Origin of the sequence: Thermoflavimicrobium daqui (genome assembly GCF_003313465.1) — a bacterium.
GTDB classification, from domain to species: domain Bacteria; phylum Bacillota; class Bacilli; order Thermoactinomycetales; family Thermoactinomycetaceae; genus Thermoflavimicrobium; species Thermoflavimicrobium daqui.
Genome location: NZ_KZ845663.1, coordinates 617,410 through 640,757, shown reverse-complemented (window position 1 = coordinate 640,757; position 23,348 = coordinate 617,410). Strand labels below are relative to the sequence as shown.

22 protein-coding genes are annotated in these 23,348 nt (G+C 37.4%); 15 read left to right on the top strand and 7 right to left on the bottom strand.

Features of this window, described 5'->3' with window-relative positions; translation table 11 throughout:
* Positions 1-143 precede the first annotated feature (143 nt).
* On the bottom strand, positions 144-1,910 hold the full coding sequence (locus tag DL897_RS02960) for a menaquinone biosynthesis decarboxylase (RefSeq protein ID WP_113657620.1): 1,767 nt from the start codon (positions 1,908-1,910) through the stop codon (positions 144-146).
* 154 nt (positions 1,911-2,064) lie between these two features.
* On the opposite strand from DL897_RS02960, the gene DL897_RS02955 reads away from it, so the two are divergent.
* Together DL897_RS02955 and DL897_RS02950 are read left to right on the top strand one after the other, a co-directional pair.
* A complete protein-coding gene (locus DL897_RS02955; protein WP_113657619.1) occupies positions 2,065-2,304 on the top strand; it encodes a glutaredoxin family protein in 240 nt (79 codons plus the stop codon).
* Between the two features lie 395 nt (positions 2,305-2,699).
* Positions 2,700-4,094, top strand: a complete 1,395-nt coding sequence (locus DL897_RS02950; RefSeq protein ID WP_113657618.1) for a branched-chain amino acid transporter BcaP — start codon at positions 2,700-2,702, stop codon at positions 4,092-4,094.
* An 83-nt stretch (positions 4,095-4,177) separates the two neighbouring features.
* On the opposite strand, the gene DL897_RS02945 is transcribed toward DL897_RS02950, so the two are convergent.
* Positions 4,178-5,227, bottom strand: coding sequence for a M23 family metallopeptidase (locus tag DL897_RS02945; RefSeq protein WP_113657617.1), 1,050 nt, complete (start codon positions 5,225-5,227; stop codon positions 4,178-4,180).
* A 154-nt stretch (positions 5,228-5,381) separates the two neighbouring features.
* Positions 5,382-6,347: an ABC transporter substrate-binding protein gene (locus DL897_RS02940; protein WP_113657616.1), complete on the bottom strand. Its 966-nt coding sequence runs from the start codon at positions 6,345-6,347 to the stop codon at positions 5,382-5,384.
* 167 nt (positions 6,348-6,514) lie between these two features.
* On the opposite strand from DL897_RS02940, the gene DL897_RS02935 reads away from it, so the two are divergent.
* The 3 genes from DL897_RS02935 (at position 6,515) to lipA (ending at position 9,582) form a co-directional block, all read left to right on the top strand.
* Entirely contained in the window at positions 6,515-7,528 is a 1,014-nt protein-coding gene (locus DL897_RS02935) for a FecCD family ABC transporter permease (RefSeq protein ID WP_240627239.1), read from the top strand.
* Complete coding sequence (locus tag DL897_RS02930; protein ID WP_113657615.1) at positions 7,525-8,583, top strand: FecCD family ABC transporter permease; 1,059 nt, start codon at positions 7,525-7,527, stop codon at positions 8,581-8,583. The genes DL897_RS02935 and DL897_RS02930 overlap by 4 nt, the downstream gene beginning before the upstream one ends.
* Positions 8,584-8,688: 105 nt before the next feature.
* Complete coding sequence (lipA, locus tag DL897_RS02925) at positions 8,689-9,582, top strand: lipoyl synthase (RefSeq protein WP_113657614.1); 894 nt, start codon at positions 8,689-8,691, stop codon at positions 9,580-9,582.
* A gap of 31 nt (positions 9,583-9,613) precedes the next feature.
* Here lipA and DL897_RS02920 read toward each other — a convergent pair whose 3' ends face one another.
* Entirely contained in the window at positions 9,614-10,285 is a 672-nt protein-coding gene (locus tag DL897_RS02920) for a YhcN/YlaJ family sporulation lipoprotein (protein WP_168188616.1), read from the bottom strand.
* 214 nt (positions 10,286-10,499) lie between these two features.
* On the opposite strand from DL897_RS02920, the gene DL897_RS02915 reads away from it, so the two are divergent.
* On the top strand, positions 10,500-10,772 hold the full coding sequence (locus DL897_RS02915; RefSeq protein WP_240627253.1) for a YutD family protein: 273 nt from the start codon (positions 10,500-10,502) through the stop codon (positions 10,770-10,772).
* Positions 10,773-10,774: 2 nt separating this feature from the next.
* Here the strand turns inward: DL897_RS02915 and DL897_RS02910 are convergent, their stop codons facing one another.
* From DL897_RS02910 to DL897_RS02900, 3 genes are all read right to left on the bottom strand, one after another.
* Positions 10,775-11,020, bottom strand: coding sequence for a hypothetical protein (locus DL897_RS02910; protein WP_113657611.1), 246 nt, complete (start codon positions 11,018-11,020; stop codon positions 10,775-10,777).
* A gap of 178 nt (positions 11,021-11,198) precedes the next feature.
* On the bottom strand, positions 11,199-11,465 hold the full coding sequence (locus tag DL897_RS02905) for a DUF3055 domain-containing protein (RefSeq protein ID WP_113657610.1): 267 nt from the start codon (positions 11,463-11,465) through the stop codon (positions 11,199-11,201).
* A gap of 193 nt (positions 11,466-11,658) precedes the next feature.
* Positions 11,659-12,273, bottom strand: a complete 615-nt coding sequence (locus DL897_RS02900) for a MerR family transcriptional regulator (protein WP_113657609.1) — start codon at positions 12,271-12,273, stop codon at positions 11,659-11,661.
* Between the two features lie 310 nt (positions 12,274-12,583).
* Between DL897_RS02900 and DL897_RS02895 the strand changes: the two genes are divergently transcribed.
* The 9 genes from DL897_RS02895 to DL897_RS02855 all read left to right on the top strand — a co-directional run bounded on the left by DL897_RS02895 (position 12,584) and on the right by DL897_RS02855 (position 23,121).
* Positions 12,584-13,018, top strand: a complete 435-nt coding sequence (locus tag DL897_RS02895) for a DUF86 domain-containing protein (protein WP_113657608.1) — start codon at positions 12,584-12,586, stop codon at positions 13,016-13,018.
* Between the two features lie 143 nt (positions 13,019-13,161).
* Positions 13,162-13,821 carry a helix-turn-helix transcriptional regulator gene (locus DL897_RS02890; RefSeq protein WP_113657607.1) on the top strand — a complete coding sequence of 220 codons (660 nt, stop codon included), beginning with the start codon at positions 13,162-13,164 and terminating at the stop codon, positions 13,819-13,821.
* Positions 13,822-14,317: 496 nt separating this feature from the next.
* On the top strand, positions 14,318-15,058 hold the full coding sequence (locus DL897_RS02885) for a class I SAM-dependent methyltransferase (protein ID WP_113657606.1): 741 nt from the start codon (positions 14,318-14,320) through the stop codon (positions 15,056-15,058).
* Positions 15,055-15,819 carry a TIGR01457 family HAD-type hydrolase gene (locus DL897_RS02880; RefSeq protein WP_113657605.1) on the top strand — a complete coding sequence of 255 codons (765 nt, stop codon included), beginning with the start codon at positions 15,055-15,057 and terminating at the stop codon, positions 15,817-15,819. The genes DL897_RS02885 and DL897_RS02880 overlap by 4 nt, the downstream gene beginning before the upstream one ends.
* An 18-nt stretch (positions 15,820-15,837) precedes the next feature.
* Entirely contained in the window at positions 15,838-16,809 is a 972-nt protein-coding gene (locus DL897_RS02875; protein ID WP_113657604.1) for an MBL fold metallo-hydrolase, read from the top strand.
* A gap of 138 nt (positions 16,810-16,947) precedes the next feature.
* On the top strand, positions 16,948-17,751 hold the full coding sequence (locus tag DL897_RS02870) for an SDR family oxidoreductase (protein ID WP_113657603.1): 804 nt from the start codon (positions 16,948-16,950) through the stop codon (positions 17,749-17,751).
* Between the two features lie 239 nt (positions 17,752-17,990).
* On the top strand, positions 17,991-19,622 hold the full coding sequence (locus tag DL897_RS02865) for a peptide ABC transporter substrate-binding protein (protein WP_168188615.1): 1,632 nt from the start codon (positions 17,991-17,993) through the stop codon (positions 19,620-19,622).
* 417 nt (positions 19,623-20,039) lie between these two features.
* The gene (locus tag DL897_RS02860) at positions 20,040-21,671 is read left to right on the top strand and encodes a peptide ABC transporter substrate-binding protein (RefSeq protein ID WP_113657601.1); all 1,632 of its coding nucleotides are present in this window, start codon (positions 20,040-20,042) and stop codon (positions 21,669-21,671) included.
* Between the two features lie 367 nt (positions 21,672-22,038).
* Positions 22,039-23,121: a phosphotransferase gene (locus tag DL897_RS02855; RefSeq protein WP_113657600.1), complete on the top strand. Its 1,083-nt coding sequence runs from the start codon at positions 22,039-22,041 to the stop codon at positions 23,119-23,121.
* Positions 23,122-23,348: the final 227 nt, after the last annotated feature.

Here is a 23,348-nt window from a genome sequence, read left to right as displayed (position 1 = left end):
AAAAAATAGCTTAAGCATAAAAGAGTGAATTCAAAAAAGTACCCGTATCACTTTTGGTTAAGGTGCAAGGTGATACGGGCTTTATCTTTAGTATCCAAAATAATTAGTGGATAACTAAAATACTTCTAGAGTTCATTATTCGATCATTTACCAAAATACTCTTTCCAACGTTCATCGACTAATTTTTTGATATCAGGATCTACTTCTAGTTCATCGGGATAATCTGGCTTCATACGTGCATCGACGATAATCGGGAAGCAGTAGCTGGGATGATGACGTATAAGCTCAGTCCGTGCATAAATATCATGAGCTGGATCAAAGCGAGTAAAGATTGTCCATAAGAAAGGAGTTTGTCCTGATGCCGCATGGATATCATCCACTAAGAAAATAAATGGCCATTCTGTTAGCTGATCGCCATAATGTTTTAGAAGTTTTTCAGCTAGTTCTGGATCTTGTGAGAATGAGTCCGCCTCTAAGACTAATGCTCCTTTACAATAAACAGCAGCATCTTTCACACCAGCCATATCAGGCCCATCAAATTGGGCTGGGAGAGATCGTACAGGAGCTCCCGTTCCGATGAGAACTGCTTTGCTACCATGATTAAGACGACGGCCCGTATAGTCAAGTGTATCCATAGAAGTATTATTAAAGATAAAAAGATCGGTTGCCGGATCAAACCGTTCCATTACAAGTTCAAAGAGGCGAGGAAAGTCCTCAAGTGATGTAGATTGATCTGTTACAATCAAGAATTTTGTTAAGGTAAGCTGACCTTCGCCTAGAATTCGGAACGCGTTGACTAAAGCTTCACGTTTATAACTCTCACGGACGATAGCCGCTGCAAGTGCGTGGACACCCGTCTCAGGATATGCCCATACTTCACGAACACCTGGCATAACCATAGGAAAAGCGGGGGAAAGAAGCTTCTGTAAAAACTCACCTAAATAATAATCTTCTTGTTTGGGTTTACCGACGATGGTTGCAGGATAAATGGCATTTTTTCGGTGGTGAACACTCTCAACATGAAAGACAGGGAATTCATGAGCAAGAGAGTAATAGCCATAATGATCACCAAATGGTCCTTCTAAACGACGTTCATGTGGAAATACTTTACCAGATAGGACAAACTCTGCTTCGGCAACAAAAGGATATCCTCCATCTTCTGGTTTTACGACAGGTAATTTCTCTCCAAGGATAAGAGAAGTCATCAATAGTTCTGGTAGAAATTCGGGTAATGGAGCAATAGCGGAAACGATTAAGGCTGGAGGTCCACCCAAAAATACTCGCACAGGCAAAGGCTGGTTCCTTCGTTCTGCTTCGTAATAATGAAAACCTCCACCTTTATGAATCTGCCAGTGCATTCCTGTCGTTTGCCCATCAAAAATCTGCATTCGATACATTCCTAAGTTATGTTGTTTACTTTCTGGATGCTCTGTATAGACGAGTGGTAGTGTAATAAAAGGACCACCATCTTCTTGCCATGAAGTAATGACAGGTAATTTAGTTAAGTCTACTTTACTCTGTTGTTGTTCCAAGACAGGAGCTCTGTTTTTACTAACAGTCTTCAAACCAACCTTAAGTAGATCACCAATTAGTTTTCGTTCTCCCCAGAGTGCTTGAGGAGATGGAGGCATTAACTTGTGTACTAATTGAACGACTTGCTTCATTAATTGTTCAGGCCTCGGACCAAAAGCAAGCTCAACACGACGAGTAGTCCCGAATAAGTTGGTTACTACTGGAAAGTGACTCCCACGAATATTGGTAAAGAGAAGAGCGGGCCCTTCTTCTTCAATTACTCGACGGTGGATCTCTGCGAGCTCTAAGTTCGGATCAACGGGTGTATCAATTTCCACTAGATCTTTCTCTTGTTTAAGTTGCTTAATAAAAGAACGTAGATTTTTATGCAAAGTCATCTCTCCCGTACTTCATAATCTAGTCCTATTATAGCGAAAGTAAGAAGATATAATAAGGGTATCTTGTTATACAAATTATAAAGTTCTATTGTAAAGTTGAATAGTAAGGAATAAGTAGAACGAATAGATGATTGATAAAAAAGGAGGAACGAGAATGAAAGTCTTAGTCTATTCGAAACCACACTGTATTGAATGTAATATCTTAAAGCGTTTTTTGACCGACTATCAAATCGAATATGAGGTAAAAGATTGTGGATCAAATCCAATGTATTTGGAAGAAGTTAAACAGATGGGATTTTTAGGTGTTCCCGTAACGGTTGTTGGAGATAAAGCGATCCATGGTTTACAACCAGAATTAATCCTCGAAGCACTAGGTCAAAAAGCGGAGAAATAAAAGCAAAGTTCACCCATTGTCTTAGTGGGTGAACTAATTATCAATAATAGTTTTTATATAACATTTTATAATAATAAAAACCGATCGAATCATTGATTTTATTACAAAAAAATGAAATTTCTTATTCATATTTAGATATGATTATGCTATGATATTTTTACAATGAGAAATAGGTATTTTCGAAAAATAAATAAATATCTATTTCGCATGAAAACAGAGAATGTTGCCTAATTCAATCCAAAACCTAGATCATTTCTGTAACGAGAGCGAATCGTTTTTATGTAGAAACAGCTTTTGACTGATAAGGCTACGGGAGTGAGTTCAAACACGATGAGTGTCTGATTCATGCAACATCCTCAAACTGAATATTCTCGATTTAAAAGGAGGTTGATGAAGTGAATCTTTTTAGAAAGAAAAGCATTCAAACTTTATTGCAGCAAAGTGGGAAAGGAGTAACACTTCGACGAAATTTAGGCGCATTTGATCTAACATTTTTGGGTATTGGAGCGATTATCGGAACTGGAATTTTCGTTTTAACGGGTGAAGGGGCGTTAACTGCTGGGCCAGGACTTGTGGTTTCATTTATTATTGCGGGTATTACTTGTGCTTTAGCAGCTTTTGCTTATGCAGAATTTGCTTCCATGGTTCCAATTTCCGGATCTGCTTATACTTATACCTATGTAACGATTGGAGAATTTTTAGCATGGGTAATTGGTTGGGATTTAGTATTGGAATACAGTTTAGCAGTAAGTGCTGTTTCAAGTGGTTGGTCGGGATACTTTCAATCATTTATAGCTGGTTTTGGATTAGAGTTACCGAAAGCGCTTACAGGAGCTTATAATGCTGCGGAAGGGACTGTTATCAATTTACCGGCTTTTCTGATTGTTATGTTGATCACATTTTTACTATCCCTAGGAATTCGTGAGTCTAAACTGGTCAATAATATCATGGTAGTATTAAAACTGGCTGTAGTTGCATTAGTGATTTTTGTTGGTGTGGCTTATGTGAAACCTGAAAACTGGTCTCCATTTGCACCGTATGGTTTCTCAGGGATAGGGGCTGCTGCCGCTGTCGTCTTCTTTGCTTATCTAGGATTTGATGCAGTAAGTTCAGCGGCTGAGGAAACGATAAATCCAGGAAAAGACTTACCCAAAGGAATTATGTGGTCACTTGGTATTTGTACGATTCTGTATGTTGTTGTTACTCTTGTTGTTACAGGCTCTATGCCCTTTCTAAACTTTAAAGGTCATGAAGATGCTCCAGTATCATACGTATTTAAATTTGTAGGACAAGACTGGGTAGCTGGTATGATTGATCTTGGAGCTGTGATTGGTATGATGACAGTGATGCTTGTTATGTTGTACGGACAAATCAGGATTGGATATGCGATGTCGCGTGATGGCCTGTTACCTAAATTTTTTTCAACGGTTCATCCCAAACTTCGAACTCCTTATAAAGCCACATGGTTTTGCGGAACTGTTTGTGCTTTATTTGGTGCTCTGGTTCCATTAGGTGAATTATCAAGGTTGGTTAACTTAGGTACTCTTGCTGCTTTCGTTATTATCTCGATCGCTGTGATTATTTTACGAAAAACTCAGCCTAATTTGGAAAGGAAATTTCGCTGTCCCGGTGTTCCGTGGCTCCCCATACTAGCTGTGATTGCTTGTGTGTACCTGATGGTACAGCTTCCTTGGGGAACATGGCTTCGTTTCCTTATTTGGTGGGCAATTGGTATCGTTGTATATTTCGCATACTCTGTACGTAAATCTAAGCTGAATCACGATGATTAAAAGAGCAATGGGCGATTGAATGATTCTAAGTATTAAAAAATAGACTTCTCTTTCATTAGATTGAAAGGGAAGTCTATTTTTTATTAAATCTTAACATCATTGGAATTCCAGGTGGGCTTCTGTCCTTTTTTCTTTTTTATTTTCATCTTTTGTTTTAGAGATAGTTCCCATCTTTTTAATGAAGGAAATGGATCATAAGAATAAGTTGTTCGTCCATTAAACTTATATAATCCATAATGTAAATGGGGCGGAAACTTTCCAGCCGTTCCGGGAGGACCATATCCAGTAGAGCCTACTGAACCTATTAACTCCCCAGGTTTTACAATATCACCTTGCTTTAACCCTTTACGAAAGCCTGCTAAATGGGCAAAATAATGATAATTATTCTGGGTATCACGAATACCGATTCTCCATCCACCAAATCGATTCCAACCCATTAATTCGATATAACCATAACAAGTACTACGAATGGGAGTCCCATAACCGGCAAAGATGTCAGTTCCCTCATGAATACGTCTCCCACCCCAGTTACGTCCTGTACCCCAGGTACTACGATAAGAATAGTTGTAATGTAGAGGAATCGGAAAAGTATATTTATCTAAATCAATTCGTTCATACTTCTCAAAAATCTTGGCTATATGAGTAATAATATCAACGGGAACCGAGTGTTGATAGTATTGCCAAAGTTGTTCACGAATATTTTGCGGTGTTTGTCCTTTTTGTGTCAAAAAGTGGGCGATGGAGTATAGAATATCCATATCATCTTTGGGATTAGCTAATCCATCCCCATTACCATCCCGACCAATTCCAGCAAAAAATTGAATAGATCGTGGGTACATACTTTCAAGATCCGGGTTAGCAGGACCAGCCCAAATACTAGGGGAAACCTGTATGGAGATAAGTCCTTTCTTTTCGCTTTTCTTTTTTTGTAACTTTGTAAGGTTTTGTTCGTATTGGTTCATAGCAGCTAAATAATTCCAAGGGGCTCCAGTAAGTGCTTCCATTGCTTTAAATAGATAAATTTTCTCTAATTCAGGTGATGCCACTTGTGCATGAACAGGGGTGTTTAGACTTATTATTGAATTTAGTAAGATGATGAAACTAATTAGGCACATCAATCTCTTTGTTTTCATAAGATCACCGAGATGTTGATCGTTTTAAGTTAGTATGTCTTAAATTCAAAAAAAGATAGGTGGAAGTTTGAGGGAAATAACAAAGCTTCATTTCATAACGAAATGAAGCTTTGTAGTGGAAGTAGATTCTAATTATTAGGAGGAATAACATGGATTACTTTTTAAACTGTGGTATATATTTGTTACTTAACTCATCTAACATTAGATTAGCTGCTTTGATACCACCAGCTGTATTCCAAATAATATCATCAACTTTAAATACTTGTTGATTTTTAACGGCATTGAGGTTTTTCCATAATGGATCATTGGTAAACTCTTTTTCTAATTGAAGAGCTCCCGAGCCATCTTTTTTTGGTGTGTAAGTAAAATAGAGAAGGATATCCCCATCCATATCTGGGATTCTTTCACGTGTTACTTCTAACGCAAATTCATTTTTTGCTTGGAGTTCAGGGCGAGCCCATCCCAACTGTTTGAATATATTTCCTGTGAAGGTATCCCCTTGGTAAATTCTAACTTTACCAGGCATAAAACGTACAACAGAAATCTTTTTCTGAGTTAAGTCTCCTGCTTTCTTTTTCACTTCTTCAAGCTTTTTATCATAATCTGCTAAAAGCTTTTTCCCTTCTGCCTCTTTATTAACTGCCTTTGCATAAAGTGAAAAGTTTTCTTTCCAATCTCCACGTAATTTATCACTAAAAACAGTAGGGGCTATTTTAGAAAGCTGATTATAAATTTTTTCTTGGCGCATTTTCATACCAATAATTAAATCTGGCTTTAATTTCATAATCGTCTCTAAGCTAGGTGCATGCTCCGTACCTACAGAGGTCACTCCTTGTAGCTCTTTAGCGATATGTGGATAAAACTCTCCTGTAAAACCTTGGATAGCACCTACTGGCTTAATGCCTAAAGCAAGTAGTGCTTCTGTTCCTTCATTGGTAAGGACAACAATGCGCTTAGGATGTTCGGGTACTTTTGTTTTACCCATCACATGTTCAATGGTACGGGATTTTCCTTTGTTTTCCTCTTTTGAACTTTGTGTGGGGATAGACCCGCATCCAGCCATGAGCATAGAAAGTATAAAAATAATATTAAATAGTCCTAAAAAATGGCGCTTAAACATGACTGTAGCTCCTTCATTCCATTTGATAATGATTTTCATTTAATACTATAATAGGGAGCTAGTTTATTGTCAATTAGTATTTGAAAATGATTTTCATTGACATGTACTAAATAGATTCATTAGACTGAAAATGGTTTCAGGTAATTAAGGAAGTTAGGTGACGATCGTTGAGAGAGATTTTACATACGAGGTTATTAAAAGTTGCTGGATTGATAATTGGATTATTATTCGTTTTTCTTTTTATGTTGTTAAGTATCATGTTAGGATTTAAAAATATGTCGATACAAATGGTTTGGGACTCTATTTTCCATTTTAATCAATCAAACGAACACTTAATTATTCGGAGTAGTCGCATACCTAGGACAGTAATTGCTACAGTGGTTGGAGCTAGTTTAGCGATTGCAGGTGGGCTTATGCAAGGACTTACACGAAATCCCCTTGCTTCACCAGCTACATTAGGTGTGAATGCGGGAGCTAGTTTTTTGATTGTGATTGCTGTTTCTTTTTTAGGTATACAATCATTAACTTCATTAATGATAGTAGGGTTAGTTGGTGCAGCTCTGGCTTCATTTTTGGTTTATTTTTTAGGATCGCTGGGGCGGGATGGGATGACTCCAGTAAAGCTAACTTTATCAGGTACAGCGATGGCAGCCTTGTTTGCTTCACTTACACAAGGAATTTTAGTCATGAACGAAAAAGGTCTTGAAGAGTTATTATTTTGGCTTACTGGCTCGGTTCAAGGAAGAAAATTAGAAATGGTTTCGAGTATATTTCCATTTATTTTTCTAGGCTGGATACTTGCACTTGTCATTATGAAGCAAATGAATGTCCTTGCTTTAGGAGATGAGGTTGCCAAAGGACTCGGAATGAAACTAGGTCTGATTAAGCTATTGACGGGTTGTATTATTATTTTATTAGCAGGTGGATCCGTAGCGATCGCTGGTCCCATTGTATTTGTAGGGCTGATTGTCCCGCATATAGTACGAGCATTAGTTGGGATTGACTATCGATGGATTATTCCTTATAGCATCCTATTTGGAGCTCTATTTTTAATGAGTGCAGATATAGGTGGAAGACTGATTATGGCCAAACAAGAAATTCCAGTGGGAGTGATGACAGCTATCATTGGGACTCCATTTTTTATTTATCTTGCCCGTAGAAATGCAGGTGAAAAAGTATGAAACGTTTTCGTACTTTGCGGATAGGTAATCGAATTTCTTTTTTTGTCGATCAAAAAGCAGTAAGTACAATTGTGGTTTTATTCATTCTTTTAATGTTTTCGATTGTGATTAGTGCAGGGATTGGGGAAATTTATATATCACCCCTTGAAGTGTTTTTGACTTTCATCGGTCAAGGTGACGAACTTCATCAGATGGTCATTCAGACCTTTCGAATGCCTCGCATTCTAGTAGCATTATTCTCAGGAATGTCCTTGGCGATTTCAGGAGCACTATTACAAGCTCTAGTCCGAAATCCCCTTGCTTCACCCGATGTCATTGGAATTACTGGTGGAGCATCTGTGGCTGCTGTATCTATGATTACCATTTTTAGCGATAGTACAAAATCCCTTTCAGTAAGTATGCAGTGGATTCCTTTCGCAGCATTTTTAGGAGCAACGGTTATTGCTCTTCTCATGTATGGATTAGCGTGGAAGAAAGGTGTATCACCTTTTCGACTCGTATTGGTGGGAATTGGGCTGTATACGGCTACACAAGCCATTACGAATTTAATTATTTTACTAGGTCCTGTTTATCGGGCGACCCAATCTAAAACATGGTTAACTGGAAGTGTGTATGGAAGTGAGTGGAAAGAAGTATTTACCTTATTACCATGGATTTGTATTTTAATTCCGCTTGCTTTTATCATGGCAAGAACTGTAAATATACAGCAATTTGGTGATGATATTGCAACAGGTATGGGAGATCGCGTACAGAGAAATCGTTTGTTCATTTTACTAATTAGTACAGGTCTTGCCGGAACGGCTGTTGCTTTTGCAGGGGCCATTGGCTTTATAGGATTAATTGCTCCTCATGCAGCTCGAAGACTTGTCGGCTCCTCATTTGAAGTTCTTTTACCTGTATCTGGACTACTGGGTGGAACTATAGTGGTACTTGCTGATTTAGTAGGACGTACGGTTGCTCCTCCGTTAGAAATACCTGCAGGAGTATTTACTGCTGCAATTGGTGCCCCTTACTTTATCTATTTACTAGCAAGAACTAAAAAAAGAACAGTTTGATTTAGCAGGGTAGAAAAAGGTAATTTGTGATAAAATAAATACGAAAATGCCTTTAGTGAATAGTGACCTTTCTCTAGAGAGTTACGGATAGATGGAGGGAAAAAATTGACGACGAGAGAGCGTAAGCCTGAATGGTTAAAAGTAAAGCTATCAACAGGTGAGAACTATCAAGAGCTTAAGAAAATGATGCGCAGTAAAACGCTACATACCGTATGCGAAGAAGCGCGTTGTCCTAATATTTATGAATGTTGGGCTAATCGTACTGCTACTTTTATGATTCTTGGTGATATTTGTACGCGTGCCTGTCGTTTTTGTGCAGTAAAAACAGGATTACCGACTGAACTTGATTGGGCTGAACCCGAGCGTGTAGCTGAAGCAGTTGAGCAAATGGGAGTTAGACATGCGGTAGTCACTTCGGTTGCTCGAGATGATCTTAAAGATGGTGGAGCAGCCATATTTGCAGCTACCATCAAAGCGATCAGACAGCGAAATCCATTTACGAGTGTAGAAGTACTTATTCCAGACTTTCAAGGAAATTGGGAAGCACTCCAAGTTGTTATGGATGCGAAACCAGATATTTTAAATCATAATGTTGAAACAGTTCGCCGACTTTCAGATCGTGTCAGAGCTAGAGCGAAATACGATCGGACTTTAGAATTGTTACAGAGAGCGAAAGAAATGCAGCCCCAAATTCCTACTAAGTCTAGTATTATGGTTGGAGTAGGTGAAACCAACGATGAAGTAGTACAAACCATGCGAGACCTTCGGGCACATCAGGTCGATATTGTAACCATTGGACAATATTTACAACCTACTCGAAAACATATGAAAATTGAACGGTATTATACACCAGAAGAGTTTGCTTCTTTCAAAGAAGAGGGTCTTGCACTAGGTTTTTCCCATGTGGAATCAGGACCATTAGTTCGAAGTTCTTATCATGCTCATGAACAAGTTCAATCTGCACAAGCAAATACAGAGAAAAAAGCAGTGGCTCAATAATAAAAGGACGCTTCATAGTTGAAGCGTCCTTTTAATATCCAATTTGCGTTTTGGAATTAGGGTTATTATCTTCATTAACATCAGGTGGAGTTTCATCACCCATTTTTCGAAGTAGCTGTTCAAGATCTCCTCTTACACCTTCTACATCATTATTTGTTCTCATACGCATTCCGACACTATTGATTTGTGATTCAAGCTTTTGGCTATCCGTAACATGTACTTTAAAATAACGTGGGGTAACAGCTTCGGCTGTCCGTTTGGCCTCTTTGATAATTTTCGGATTGTGTTTTCCGTTCTTTGTGCGCACGCCGATAAATACATGATCATCCGTTACTAAAGCAGTGGCCTCTTTAACACCTGGTAAAACAGTGACCAATTGAGCGATATGTTTAGCCAAGATAGGACGATCTACAAAGACATTATGGGATTGTGGAATCTTACGTCCATTGGTCCGATAATTGGCTGGATTGTACCGAAAATAACCAATTTCGTTTTGCCCTCCGGTAGCAGCATTTTCATGGCCATTGATATCACTATTATCACGACGTACAGCTCCTAGTCGAGACGGATTATTGGTTTCACGAAAAATCGGCTCTTGTGGACTGGTATTGTCATGTTCTGCAGATTGATTTCGAGGTGAACAGGCTGTGGTAATCAATAGTATTACACTAAAGATACCCAGTACCCATGCTCGTCGAGTCATATTGATACCTCCTTTTAGGATAGCTTGCCCGTTTTTCATATGAATACGCTTCCAATTAAAACATAGTAAGGAATTATCAGTTGTGATATAGTAGTTACACAACTAAACAATCCTGTACTGTTCTATAGCAGTCTAAAAATAAAAAGAGATGGCAGCACTTTTATTAAAAAAGGAGGAAAGGGCGTATAATACTTACGCCGCTTTTATGGATAGAATGGAAATACAAGGAATTCATTTTGAGTTATTAACCAACTATCGGGATGCGTGGAATCCAGATGCTTTTAAGAAGAGATACAGTGAAATCTTAAATAAATACGATTTTATTGTAGGTGATTGGGGATATGGTCAACTTAGGCTGAAAGGTTTTTTTCGAGACCAACATATTCGTGCAACACCAGAAACAAAAATTAGTTATTTAGAAGAGTATTTAAATGAATTTTGTAATTTCGGCTGTGCTTACTTTGTACTAAAACGCATTCCGAATTAAGATTATACCTCTGGATCATCATGGGTGGGATGACTTCCTGGCATTTCTCTTTGTAAACCTTCATGGAATTCACGATTCTCATAAGCAAAATTGGAGACAGCATGCTGATCTTTTTCCCATGGGGTACTTTTACCAAGCTTTTCATTTCTTGTTGATCCATAAGGCCCTTCGGGAAATTCCTCTGGAAGAATTTCGTTACGGACTGACTCAACAGTTTTTAGTTCTTTGTAATCAGGTCGATTGGACATATGCTCTTTCACCTCTTTTTCCTAAATTGTCCGTCGAGAAACAATTGTATACAGGGAAAGATAAGCTAGCTTTGGCAATCAAGACCATCTCCAACCCATATAAAAAAACCTTGGTTCACCTATTTTGTGAACCAAGGTTTTTTTAGTTAGAAGGGGGTATTCTCCATACCGATTAGGCTTAGATCAGTGTATGCAAAAAGTGTCGAAGTTCTTCTGCTTCCTCTTCAGAAAGCTGATATACATGTTCAAGATAGCCAGGTTCCTCTAAGTCATCCGATCCTATAATGGCAAATCGACTTGATTGTAAATTTAAAACTAATAATTTTCCATAAAAGCGTTCAGTTGTGATAATGGCTAAATCAAAACGATTTGTTTCTCCCATAAAACTAACAAAGCGGGTACGGGTATTTTCTACATCATCATACAAGAACATCAAGTCTGTCATAAAGTAAACTCCTTTTCGTTTATCTCAATCACTTCATGTAGTCTAATTCCAATCGGGCTCCAAAGATAAGCTTTACCCAATAGGTTGGAATTTTTGGTGTTTGTCATGAGAATGTTCTCCTGCATTCAGTTTGTCATGGTCTTCGACTTGTGTCCAGTATCTCCTAGAGAAATTCTACCCAAATAGGATGATGTTAGAAAAATAAAAAATTCTTTTTCTTTTTGCGGGGTGGAAGAGAAGATTCTCGTGTTACTGCTACCATGCGCTGTGTAAAATGAGCATTACGTAACTCTATTTTTAATTGCTCTTGTTTCTTACGAATATCATCAAACATTTTATGAAGTTCGCCTGCTGGGATACTATCATGTGTGACAGTTGCTAATTGTTGTTCTAAATTTTCGATCGCTTCAAAGAGAGTATACAGGTGACCTTCAAACCGTTCCATTCGAGTGAATAATTCTTCAACCATGTCAATCATATTTTCCATATTTTCTGATATAAAACGAAATGTTTTTTCGGGATCAAGCTGAGCCCATTCGGTTTCTTTCGTAATTTTACCTTCTCGAATTAAGTCTTCACGAACTTGGCGCATCGATTTATTAGGTTCTTGGAGGCGTTCTTTTATATCTTTTAGACGTAAGAGACTTTGTTCTGTTAGTAAATAATGACCACGTTCATTCCAATCTGGACTGATATAATCTTCAAACATATCAATCCACTTTCTTATCGTTCGTGCATGAACTTGTAATTTTTCAGCTGCTTCCCGTGTTGAAATATAAGCTTGAATATCTTGGATATTATGATACATCGCAAATTCCTCCAGTCTGTGTAATTATTATATCTACTATTTTCTGGGAATCATATTCCAATCCTTCAGACATGACAAAGGAAGCCAAATTTATACAAAACTAGTGGATGAAATACAAATAGCTTCCAATCATCAATGGGAGCTGATATGACTAATTAGGAAATCGCGTATTAGAGTTAGTAAACTATTGCGTTGTCTGTTTTATTTGGTATATTGGTGTATGATTAACTTTGTACTATCCTTTTGGTTGCTTGTATACATGTCGTATAATAGATGATGACTATCTTAATGGTTGGAGGAACTTAGGACGATGATTTATGATATTAATATAAAACGAATTGAGAGCCAGCTTCGATATTTGCAAAATTGTATTCAAGTGCTAGAGCAGACAAATGTGGACGATGTTCATAGTATACAGGGATTTGCGGCAGCTCGAGCACTTCACATTGCAGTAGAGAGCATGATTGACGTAGGGAGTGTATTGATTGATGGATTTATTATGCGTGATCCAGGGGGCTACCTTGATATTGTAGATATTTTAGAAGATGAACAAGTTATCGACAAGCAATTATCGGGTAAAGTCAAAGAAAAAGTAACTTTTAGAGAAAAACTGATTCGATACTATGATGTGATCGAAACAGAGGAACTTCGTCGATTTAGTATAGATATTGAGCCCTATCGTCAATTTATTCATGCTGTTAAGTCTTTTTTAGAAAAAGAACGTGCCGCTGGGACCATACGATAACAAATTGAATCTTTCCTTTTGAAATTTAACATTGGAGCATTATTATTCTCATTTTGTCAATAAGATGCTAAGATTAGCGTGTTTAGGTAAATTTACAACCTTTGTGCATTTTTGTACAATGAGGAGAAGGAAGGTGAAGCCAGATGAGAGAAAACGGCTCAACCCGTAATCAGATTCTTATTTTGCTTAAAACCAAGGGACCATTGACTGTAAGCGACATGGCTGAGCACCTAGGGGTAACAGAGATGGCTGTTCGTCGCCATCTAAATACTTTAGAACGGGATCAATTAATTCAATCCCAGCTGTTACGTCAGTCCATGGGTCGACCAACTAGTCAATACTTCCTAACTGAAAAATCTGAGGAATTCTTCCCGAAAAATTACCATATGTTTACTTTGGATCTCCTTCAAGATCTAGAGGAACTACAGGGAAGCGAATTTATCGACAGCTTATTTCGTAATCGCGAGAAGCGACTAACTGAGTCCTATCAATCGATGTTTCAAGAAAAAAGTTTGCGCGAACGGATAGAAACATTAGCCAAACTACAAGAGTCTAAAGGATACATGGTAGAATGGGAAGAAAATTCTGCTGAATCTTTTACTTTGGTCGAGCATAACTGTCCTATCGTGCAAATAGCCAATCGTTATAATCAAGCCTGTAATTGTGAGCTCAATTGGTTCCGAAACCTTTTGGACGCTGAAGTACAGTTATATGAATGTAAGGCAAAAGGTGGACAAAACTGTGTCTATTTCATTCGTCAAAAAGCAGAGAATCAGGAGGTCATAAAGGAAGCGATTAAATAACCTCATCCTCACAGAGACAAGAACTTCTAAAAGTCAATTGAGTATGTTGCATCATTCGATTAAAAAGTTAGATTACTCTGAGACGAAGCTATCTAATCTCTTTGATGTAGACTCGACTTTTCCTAAGAGCATAACTCTAAGAAATTAGTAAGTGGGGGAGCGATAGGTAGCAGCATAATGGAACAATCTCGTCTTTCATAGAGAATGATATCTTTTTATTTGGCAATACTCCTTTTAAAGGGCTTGTCATCTGTGAGATGCGAAAAGGTTTTACAATGATATGATTCGCATACTATATACGGAAAATTCATATAAATAGGGTCTTAAAGGGGTGATTACTAAAAATCAGCCCTTTTTTAGGATGATGTCCTATTGTAGATTGCAATCGGCTATATGATTAACACTAGTTAAAAGGTGCATTGCATTAAAATAGACTATATTCTAAATAACTTTATTTGATAAAATAAAATAGTAAGCTAATACAGGAGGAAAAATAATGAGCTTGGAATGGTATAAAGAAAGTTTTGGGAAAGACTATTTATTAGTTTATCCTCATAGAAATCGAGCCATGGCAAATGATGAAGTTGAACGATTGATCGATTGGTTACAGCTTACAGAAAAGGATCAAATATTAGATCTTTGTTGTGGAACAGGTCGTCATTCAATTTCCTTAGCAAAAAGAAACTTCAATGTTCTAGGTTTGGATTTATCGTGGGAATTACTAAACATTGCAACGAAAATGAGTCAGAGTGAAATGCTTCCTATTCATTTTATACATGGGGATATGCGACAGCTTCCTTTTGTTGATCAATCGTATGATGTTGTACTCAATTTATTTACCTCCTTTGGCTATTTTCATGAAGACCAGCAAAATTTCCAAGTTCTCTTAGAGATTGCTCGAGTCCTTAAATCTGAAGGCCGATTTTTTATTGACTTTCTAAATAAGGAAGCCATTGTTAGCCATTTGATACCTGAGAGCGAGCGACAAGAAAAAGGCATGATTATTAAAGAAAACAGGCGCATTGAAGGCGATTATGTCTGCAAAAACATTCGAATCGTTGATGGGAATGAAGAAAGAAGATATGAAGAACGGGTTAAAATGTACACCTATCATCAACTGCTCAGTATGATTGAGGAAGCTGGAATGACCGTAAATGCTACATATGGAAGCTATCAAGGGGAACCATATACGAAAGAAAGTGAACGAATGATTATCATAGGGACGGTTTATAAATGAAAAAATATAAGGGTTATCTAATTGATTTGGATGGGACTTTGTATAGAGGTAATGAGATTATTCCGGAAGCGGTCGAATTTATAGCTTCCTTAGACCAAATGGGTTTACGATATTTATTTTTGACTAACAATTCTTCTCAAACACCAGCTCAGGTAGCTAAACGATTGCAAAAATTTGGTTTTCCTGCTAGAGAGGATCAAGTCTATACTTCTGCGCTAGCTACAGCTGCTTATTTAAAAGATACATTAGGCTCTCCTTCCGTATTTGTGATTGGCGAAGAGGGACTAAAGAAAGCGATAATTGAAGCAAACTGTTTGATGACAGAGCAAAATCCAGAAGCTGTTGTTGTAGGAATCGATCGTGAATTTAGCTATGAAAAGATGAAAAAAGCATGTCTTTTTATTCGACAAGGAGCTCAGTTTATTGGCACTAATCCAGATAAAGCTCTTCCTACAGAAGAAGGTTTACTACCTGGAGCTGGTTCATTAATTCAAGCGATCGCTATGGCGACAGGGGTAAATCCAAAAATCATTGGTAAACCCGAATCGATAATTATTCACTATGCATTAAAAGCTTTAGGAACAACATCTGGGGAGACTTTGATTGTAGGAGATAACCTAGAAACAGATATCTTGGCAGGTGTTAAAGCTAAGATAGATACCTTACTTGTGCTTAGTGGGGTAACGACCATGGATATAGCTAACCAGTCTGAGATTAAGCCGAAATATCAAGTTGTTACACTGCGTGAATGGAAACTATAAAAAAGGGGAAACAAACAAATGAACAGATGGGGAGATATTATTAAGGTTGCTTTGCCCTTACCTTTTCCCTTAAAAATTATCAATGCGTATTTGATAGAGGGGAAAAAGGGATATACCATTGTGGATGCAGGACTACATACGACAGAAGCATTAGAAACTTGGAAACAAATACAACAAGAAGTGGGTTTTACTTGGGAAGATGTAGAAAAAATTATAATTACTCATTACCACCCCGATCATTTTGGACTAGCTGGGACTTTACAAAATTTAACCCAAGCTCCAGTATATATATCGGAGACCGATTGGAAACAGGCTATGCTCTTTTTTGATAGAGAGAGTAGCTTACCTGATGAGATGGCTGAATTTTATAAGAAACATGGTCTACCTGAAGCTTGGGTCAAGCAAATCCCAGATCACCTCAGAGGATTTTGCAGATGGGTTGAACCGCATCCCCAAGTGGAATTTATTCGTGCTGGAGAAATGATAGAGCTAGGTGACTATCCTTATCAAATTTATCATACACCCGGTCATGCGGATGGGCATTTAAGCTTTTATGATCCTAAACGGCAACTGTTAATGGGTGGTGACTTTTTGTTACCAAAGATTACACCCAATATAAGTTTATGGCCTAAGTGTCATTCGAATCCACTTGCTCTATTTTTAGAAACATTGGCTCAGATGAAAGACCTTGCTGTAAAACAGGTATTCCCTGCGCATGGTCAAGTATTTGACTTTTATCAAGAGCGTATTTCTCAACTTGAAAATCATCATAAAAAGAGGCTACAACAAATCCAGAAGATTGTTGCAGAAAGAGGGCGACTTACGACAGCGGATACCTGTTTTGCTATCTTTGGTCAAAATTTATCCATTCATAATCTACGGTTTGCAATGGCAGAAACACTGGCTCATTTAGAATATCTGCGCCAAAACAATCAAATAGATGGCGAAGAGAAAGATGATATCTATTTTTATATAAAACCCCATTCATAATCATCAATAGTAAAGTTTATGAAGATAATAGAGAACATGGATGGAAAGATAAATAAAAAACAGACCTTATTGCATCGTTGAATATTCCCATTATTAAAATCGCCTCAAAGCAGGAAGCCTTCTCTGGAGCCAGAAAGGATGAATTCGCGATTGAAACAAAGGCGTGTGGCATTGATCACAGGTGGAACAAATGGGTTGGGCAAGCTCACGGCAACCATACTTTCGGAAAAAGACTGGGACTTAGCTATCAATGGTCGGAAGTGGACTTCTGAGCTCGAAAGCTGGTTACAAAGCCTAAAGACAGATCGAGAAGGCCATAGTGAATTTTTTCAAGCTAATGTGATGAATCAAGCAGAAGCCACTTTGTTAGTTGAAAACGTGTACCGCCAATTTGGAAGAATTGATGTCTTAATTCATGCAGTAGGACCTTTTATTCGGGAGCGTAAGTTATTTTACGAGCATTCCTTGGAAGAAGTTGAAAAGATGATCACTGGTAATCTGCTAAGTGCTCTTTGGACGGTTCATACTGTTTTACCTCATATGCGACATCAACGATGGGGCAGAATAATTCTATTTGGATTTGGAAGAGCCGGTGAAGCACCATCTTGGCCTGACCGCTCGGTCTATGCAGCCGCAAAAACAGGACTTGTATCATTTACCAAAACATTGGCTGTCGAAGAAGCTCCCTATGGCATTACCGTCAATATGGTATGTCCTGGGGATATTGTTGGAGAAAAAAAGGAATGGCGTATACAAGACGTGGTAAACTTAACAGACAAAGAAACACCACGTGGTCGCCCAGGCTCAGGAGAAGATGTAGCCAGGGTGATTGATTTTCTTTGTCAGGATGCCTCGGATTTTGTAACAGGAAACATCATCAATGTGACGGGTGGGCTGGATGTGATTCATCCCGTCTCAAAGAAGCATGATACTTTTTCATAAATGAATGCTTTAACCCACTTTCTCAAGGATGGAAAGTAGGGTTTTTTTATTGTATATATTATAACCTTAGTTGAATCTAGAACTAGAGCGACTGTTTAGAAGGTGATCCCGAATAGGATCTTCCACCTATTTTTAATAGAATGTAAAGGGTTGGAAATGAATTTGTTAATAGGAATGGATTAGGATTTTTGTCTGCTAGAATCAAATTATAAATGACAGATAGAGAAATGGTGATTAATTTGAATTACTGGCAAAAATCCTTGTTGTATGTAATTATTTTTTCATTATTTCTTACGGGATGTGATTGGAAAACGCGTCTTAACTTTGATTTACGAAAAGAAGTGGTCGAGGGACAAGTACTACGAATGACAGAACCACAAATAGATAGTCAATTAGATCCAGCCAAAGTCAATGAATTAAGCAGCTTAAATATACTCAATCAAATTCAGGAATCGTTACTGAGATTAGGGAAAGATCATCGTCCAGAGCCAGCGATGGCTGCTGAATTTCAAGTAAGCCAAGATGGGCTGACCTATATATTTTTCCTACGTAAGGATGCGAAATGGAGTGATGGAAAAGCAGTAACTGCCTATGACTTTGAATTTGCTTGGAAACGATTGCTTCACCCTAAGAACAAATCGCCTTATGCTAATGTATTATTTGGAATTAAACATGCTCGAGCTTATTATGAAGGGAAAGCAAAAGAAGCAGAGGTTGGTATTTTTGCTATGGATGAAAAGACATTGAAAATTCAATTGAACCATCCAGATCGGAATTTCTTGGATAAAGTTGTATTACCTGTACTGGCACCACAGCGAAAGGATATGATCCAGAAGTATAAAACAAACTTCGCAACCAGTTCAAACACAATGGTATACAATGGACCTTTTATACTCATTACCTTTACGCCTTCCAAGTTAGTATTATTAAAAAATGATGCTTATTGGGATCGTAGTAATGTAGGGCTTAAAATGGCCGAGATTTTTGTGGTCAAAGACCAAACTAAAGAACGGGAATTGTATCATCAAGGACAGCTTGACATTGCCAGAGTACAGCAAACATCAAAGGATGAAAAATCATCCGAGTATTTGCAAACGGAGATGGCCCAATCCGATTATTTGTTAATGAATTTGAAAAAGCCCCTCTTTCAAAACGATCATATTAGACAAGCGATTACATTAGCAATTGATCGAAAGAATATTACAGAACAACTGAATGATGGGTCAAAGCCTGCAAGCGGACTCATTCCATCAGCAATCGTAGCCAGTGGAGGTCATTCATATCGCGATATTCGCTTAGATTCTCTGGTGATTTATAATCCTAAAAAAGCACAAGAACAACTTCGGCTAGGGAAAAGTAAGTTGAAATCAAAACTACCAACCTCATTACACCTACTTGTACCCGACGATGAAAGGAAAAAAGCAGCCATTCAGATTAAAAAGCAGTTGAAAAAGACATTAGGATTAGAAGTACTTTTAAGTACTGTAGAAGTAGATCAGTTAAAAGATCTGAAGAGAAAAGGGAATTATGATTTAATCTTGGATAGCTTTATAGCAAATAGCAATAGTCCTAGTGACTTTTTGGATCGCTGGTACAACGACTTCGAAGAGAATGGGAATTTGATTCAATCATCCACTCTCCATGAATTATTCAAGTTGACGAAGCAAGCGAATAATGAAGAGCAGAAATTAACCTACTTAACACGAATCGAAAAATTACTTGTTAAACCAGACCAATTAGCAATGGTTCATCCACTGTATGATCATGGGGAAACTTTTTTGTTACAAAGCTATGTAAAAGATATGATCTATCACCCATTTGGTGTAGAGTATAGTTTGAAATGGGCCTATATGAGCAAGGAGAAAAGATAGTTTGAAAGCTTTTTCTTTTCTTTTTCAATAATTACATATTTTTATTGGCGATATGAAAGAGTGATGTAATTTGCAGACAACTTTAAGTTCATATAACTTGCACGACAAGCCTGTTTCCCATATTGGAGAATAGGCTTGTTTTTTTGAACTGCAATGAAGAGATAGAGGAAGTTACATCGTTGTAAAAAAGCTCAATGGACCGAAAAAGGCGATGGGAGTGAGTGGGGAAACGATGAATGGCTTTTTTAGAGGGAAACCTTTTATAAAGTAAATAAAATCGAAATAGAATAAAAAATTTACATAAGTTGGTAATTTATTAATAAATCCTTATATATTTTATTTTTTTGGGGATCTGTTTATAATTAACAAGCAAGGGAGATTTTTAATTTTTTATATAAATATCTGGGGGTAAGGAGCTTGAGTAAGTGGAAGGCTATTATTTTAAGTGTTTGTTTGGGTACTTTTTTGCTAACCGGCTGTGATTTATCTTCTGATTTGAACTTGTCGAAAGAATCCGAGGAGATAAGTAAAGATCAATCACTGGAACTTACAGAAACTAGAATGCCTGCTACGCTTGATCCAGCCAAATTTGCAGAAATGAATGGTGTGAATGTCCTTAACAATATTCAGGAAGGCTTAATGAGAATAGGGAAGGATAATCGCCCCACCCTCGGCATTGCTAAAAGTTATGAAGTAAGTGAAGATGGAAAAACATATACGTTTATGCTACGTTCCGATGCAAAATGGAGTGATGGTCGGCCTGTCACCGCGAATGATTTTGAATATGCTTGGAAACGGATGCTTCATCCGAAAATGAAAGCACAAATGGCGTATGCTCTAATGAAAGTCAAAAATGCGAGCAAATTTAACGAAGGGAAAGCATTAGAAAATCAAGTAGGCATTCATGCTATTGATAACAAAATATTGAAAATTGAATTAGAAGAGGCAGATCCTAACTTTTTAAGTATTGTAGCTATGCCTAACTTTTCCCCTCTCAGACGGGATATTGTCGAAAAGTACAAAGAAAGATATGCTACTAACTCAAAAACAATGGTATACAATGGACCATTTATCATGGAAAGTTTTACCCCTTCTAAGATTATCTTGAAGAAAAACCCAGAATACTGGGATCGTTCGAATGTTAGTTTAAATCAAGTAGTTATTCATATTGGGATCGATTCAGAGAAAGAAATTAACTTTTATCAGAGCGGAAAATTAGATATTGCCAGATTGAAAAATTTTACAGAAGCATATCGTAATTCTCCCGATTATGTTCACTCAGAAATTGCTCGTGTGAACTATTTATTAATGAATCATACTAAAGCATTTTTCCGTAATCAAAATATTCGGTTTGCCCTTTCCTTGGCGCTTAATCGCAAGGAAATTGTAAATTCCTTAAAAGAGGCTTCAACACCAGCAGATGCTTTAGTCCCTCCAGGAATTACTGTGAATGGCCAATCATTTCGTGATCAAGGTGATAAAAACTTAGTTAGCTATCAACCACAACTGGCTAGAACATATTTTAAAAAGGGATTGCAGGAGCTGAAATTACAAAAAATACCATCCTTGGTTTTACTTACACCTGATGATGAACGAAAAAGTGTCGCCCTCGAGATTAAAAAGCAGCTGAAAGAGATTTTGGGGCTTGATGTCTTAATCAATACACCTGCTCCCGATGCTAGAACAGTGTTAAAACAAAACATGAAATTTGATTTGCTAATGGAAGGATGGACTGCAGATTATAACGACCCGAATAGTTTTATTAATATTTGGCACTCTGATTCAGAATTAAATGAAGGAAAATTTAGTAGTCCTGAATTAGATCGATTATTAGAGGCAACGATGCAGACAAACAACAATGAAATCAAGCTGAAAAATTGGTTCGAAGCAGAACGAATGTTGGTAAAACCAGGGGAATTGACCGTTGTTATTCCGTTATACTTCAAAGGGAATGCTTTTATGCAAAAAAAATATGTCAAAGATCTTTATCGTCATCCCTTTGGCGTAGAGTATAGCTTAAAATGGGCATATATTAGTAGTCATAAATGATAAAACGAGGTTACTCTATCACTTATTAAGCAAATGAATGAAGCTTTGGAGCAGAGGAGTAACCTCGTTTTTTATCACGAGCATGTTGCATAATTCAATCCAAAACCTAGATCATTGCTGGAACGAGAGCGAATCATTTTTGTGTAGAATCCGACTTTTCCCAAAAGACAAGAGTTGTCTCAAGAGCTAAGCTCTCTAAGAAGCTCGATGGACCGATTAAGGCTACGGGAGTGAGTGAGGGCGATGAGCTACTGGTTAATCCACATCCTTTATCACGACTTACGCTTCGTTTTCTTTTTCAACTAAATCCTTTTGTAGGCACCTATTTCCTTATTCTGACATAGCCTAATTAGAAGAGGTGAAGCGAATGTCTGTGACTATGGAAGAGATTAAGAGTTGGACGGGTGAGTCGCGACTCGATGATTATTTGCAGAGCTTTTATAACTTGCGGATCATACAGGCAAAGCCAATGGGTGGAGTCTTATATCTCAAAACAGATCAAGGTCCTATGGCTTTAAAACGAGTAAGAAAAGGGCAAAAAGATCGTTTCAAATTAATTTTGGAATTGAGTGAGCATTTGGAGAAAATAGATCTCATTATTCCAACCCCGATTTTAACCGCAATTGGTAAGCCTTATTTTGATGGCTTTCACTATAGCTATGTACTTATGCCTTGGATTAAAGCGAATCCCGTACAGCTTTTACGTTTAGAAGAATGGCAGCAGGTTAGCCGTTTTCTTGCATTTTTCCATAAAACTACAAAGAATTTCACGCCAAGCAATTCGTATCGTAAATATCAGGAAACCGGAAAATGGTTAGCTACATTTAAACAAACTTATCGACAATTGGAATTATTTCAGATTGCCGCTAGGTGGACCAATTTACCAACAGAGGTAGATAAAACATGGTTGAGTTATGCGAGTTATATAAAAGGAATTACGGAAAACTTAATAGAATACTATTTAAAAATAGGTGGAGATAAGACTTGTAAAGAAACAGTTTCATATAGTAGAGTTTGTCATAATAATATACATCGTAAAAATCTACTAATAACACATGATGACCAAATCTATCTGATTGATTGGAATGATGTCACCTTTAATACCCGATCCGCCGATTTAGCTCGGTGGCTTCAATATGCTTATGGTAGAACAGGAAGTATAGAGGTTTTAAAATGGATATTAAGAGCCTATCAAGAGGTTAGTCCTCTGATTGAATCAGAATATGCTCTAATTTATACCCAATTACTTTTTCCACATCATCTATTTCGTGTACTAAAGGCGTTTTATAGTGAACAAACATTAGGAGTGGAGTCAGCTAAGCCTTATTTTCGCTGTGCAGCTAAGATTGAAGGAAAAAAGTTAGATTTACTAAAAAAATATACCTTTTTGATTAGGGAAAATTGGCATATTTCTGTACCTGAAGTTGATTGGATGGAAAATAGAGGATAAACGAAATCTATTTTTTAAAATTAAAAGGCGAATTTCTCCCGGATTTCTCTCTTTTACAACTTAAAGGAAAAATGATCCTCTTATTTTTTTTATCTAAAAAAGAAACAAACAGTGGATACATACTTTACTATATTTGCAGAATATAATATGATATTATTAATCCTCGAAGAAGATATATTACCAGAGTGTAAGCGTTTTCTATAAGTGGGGTTATTGTCAAAATTATG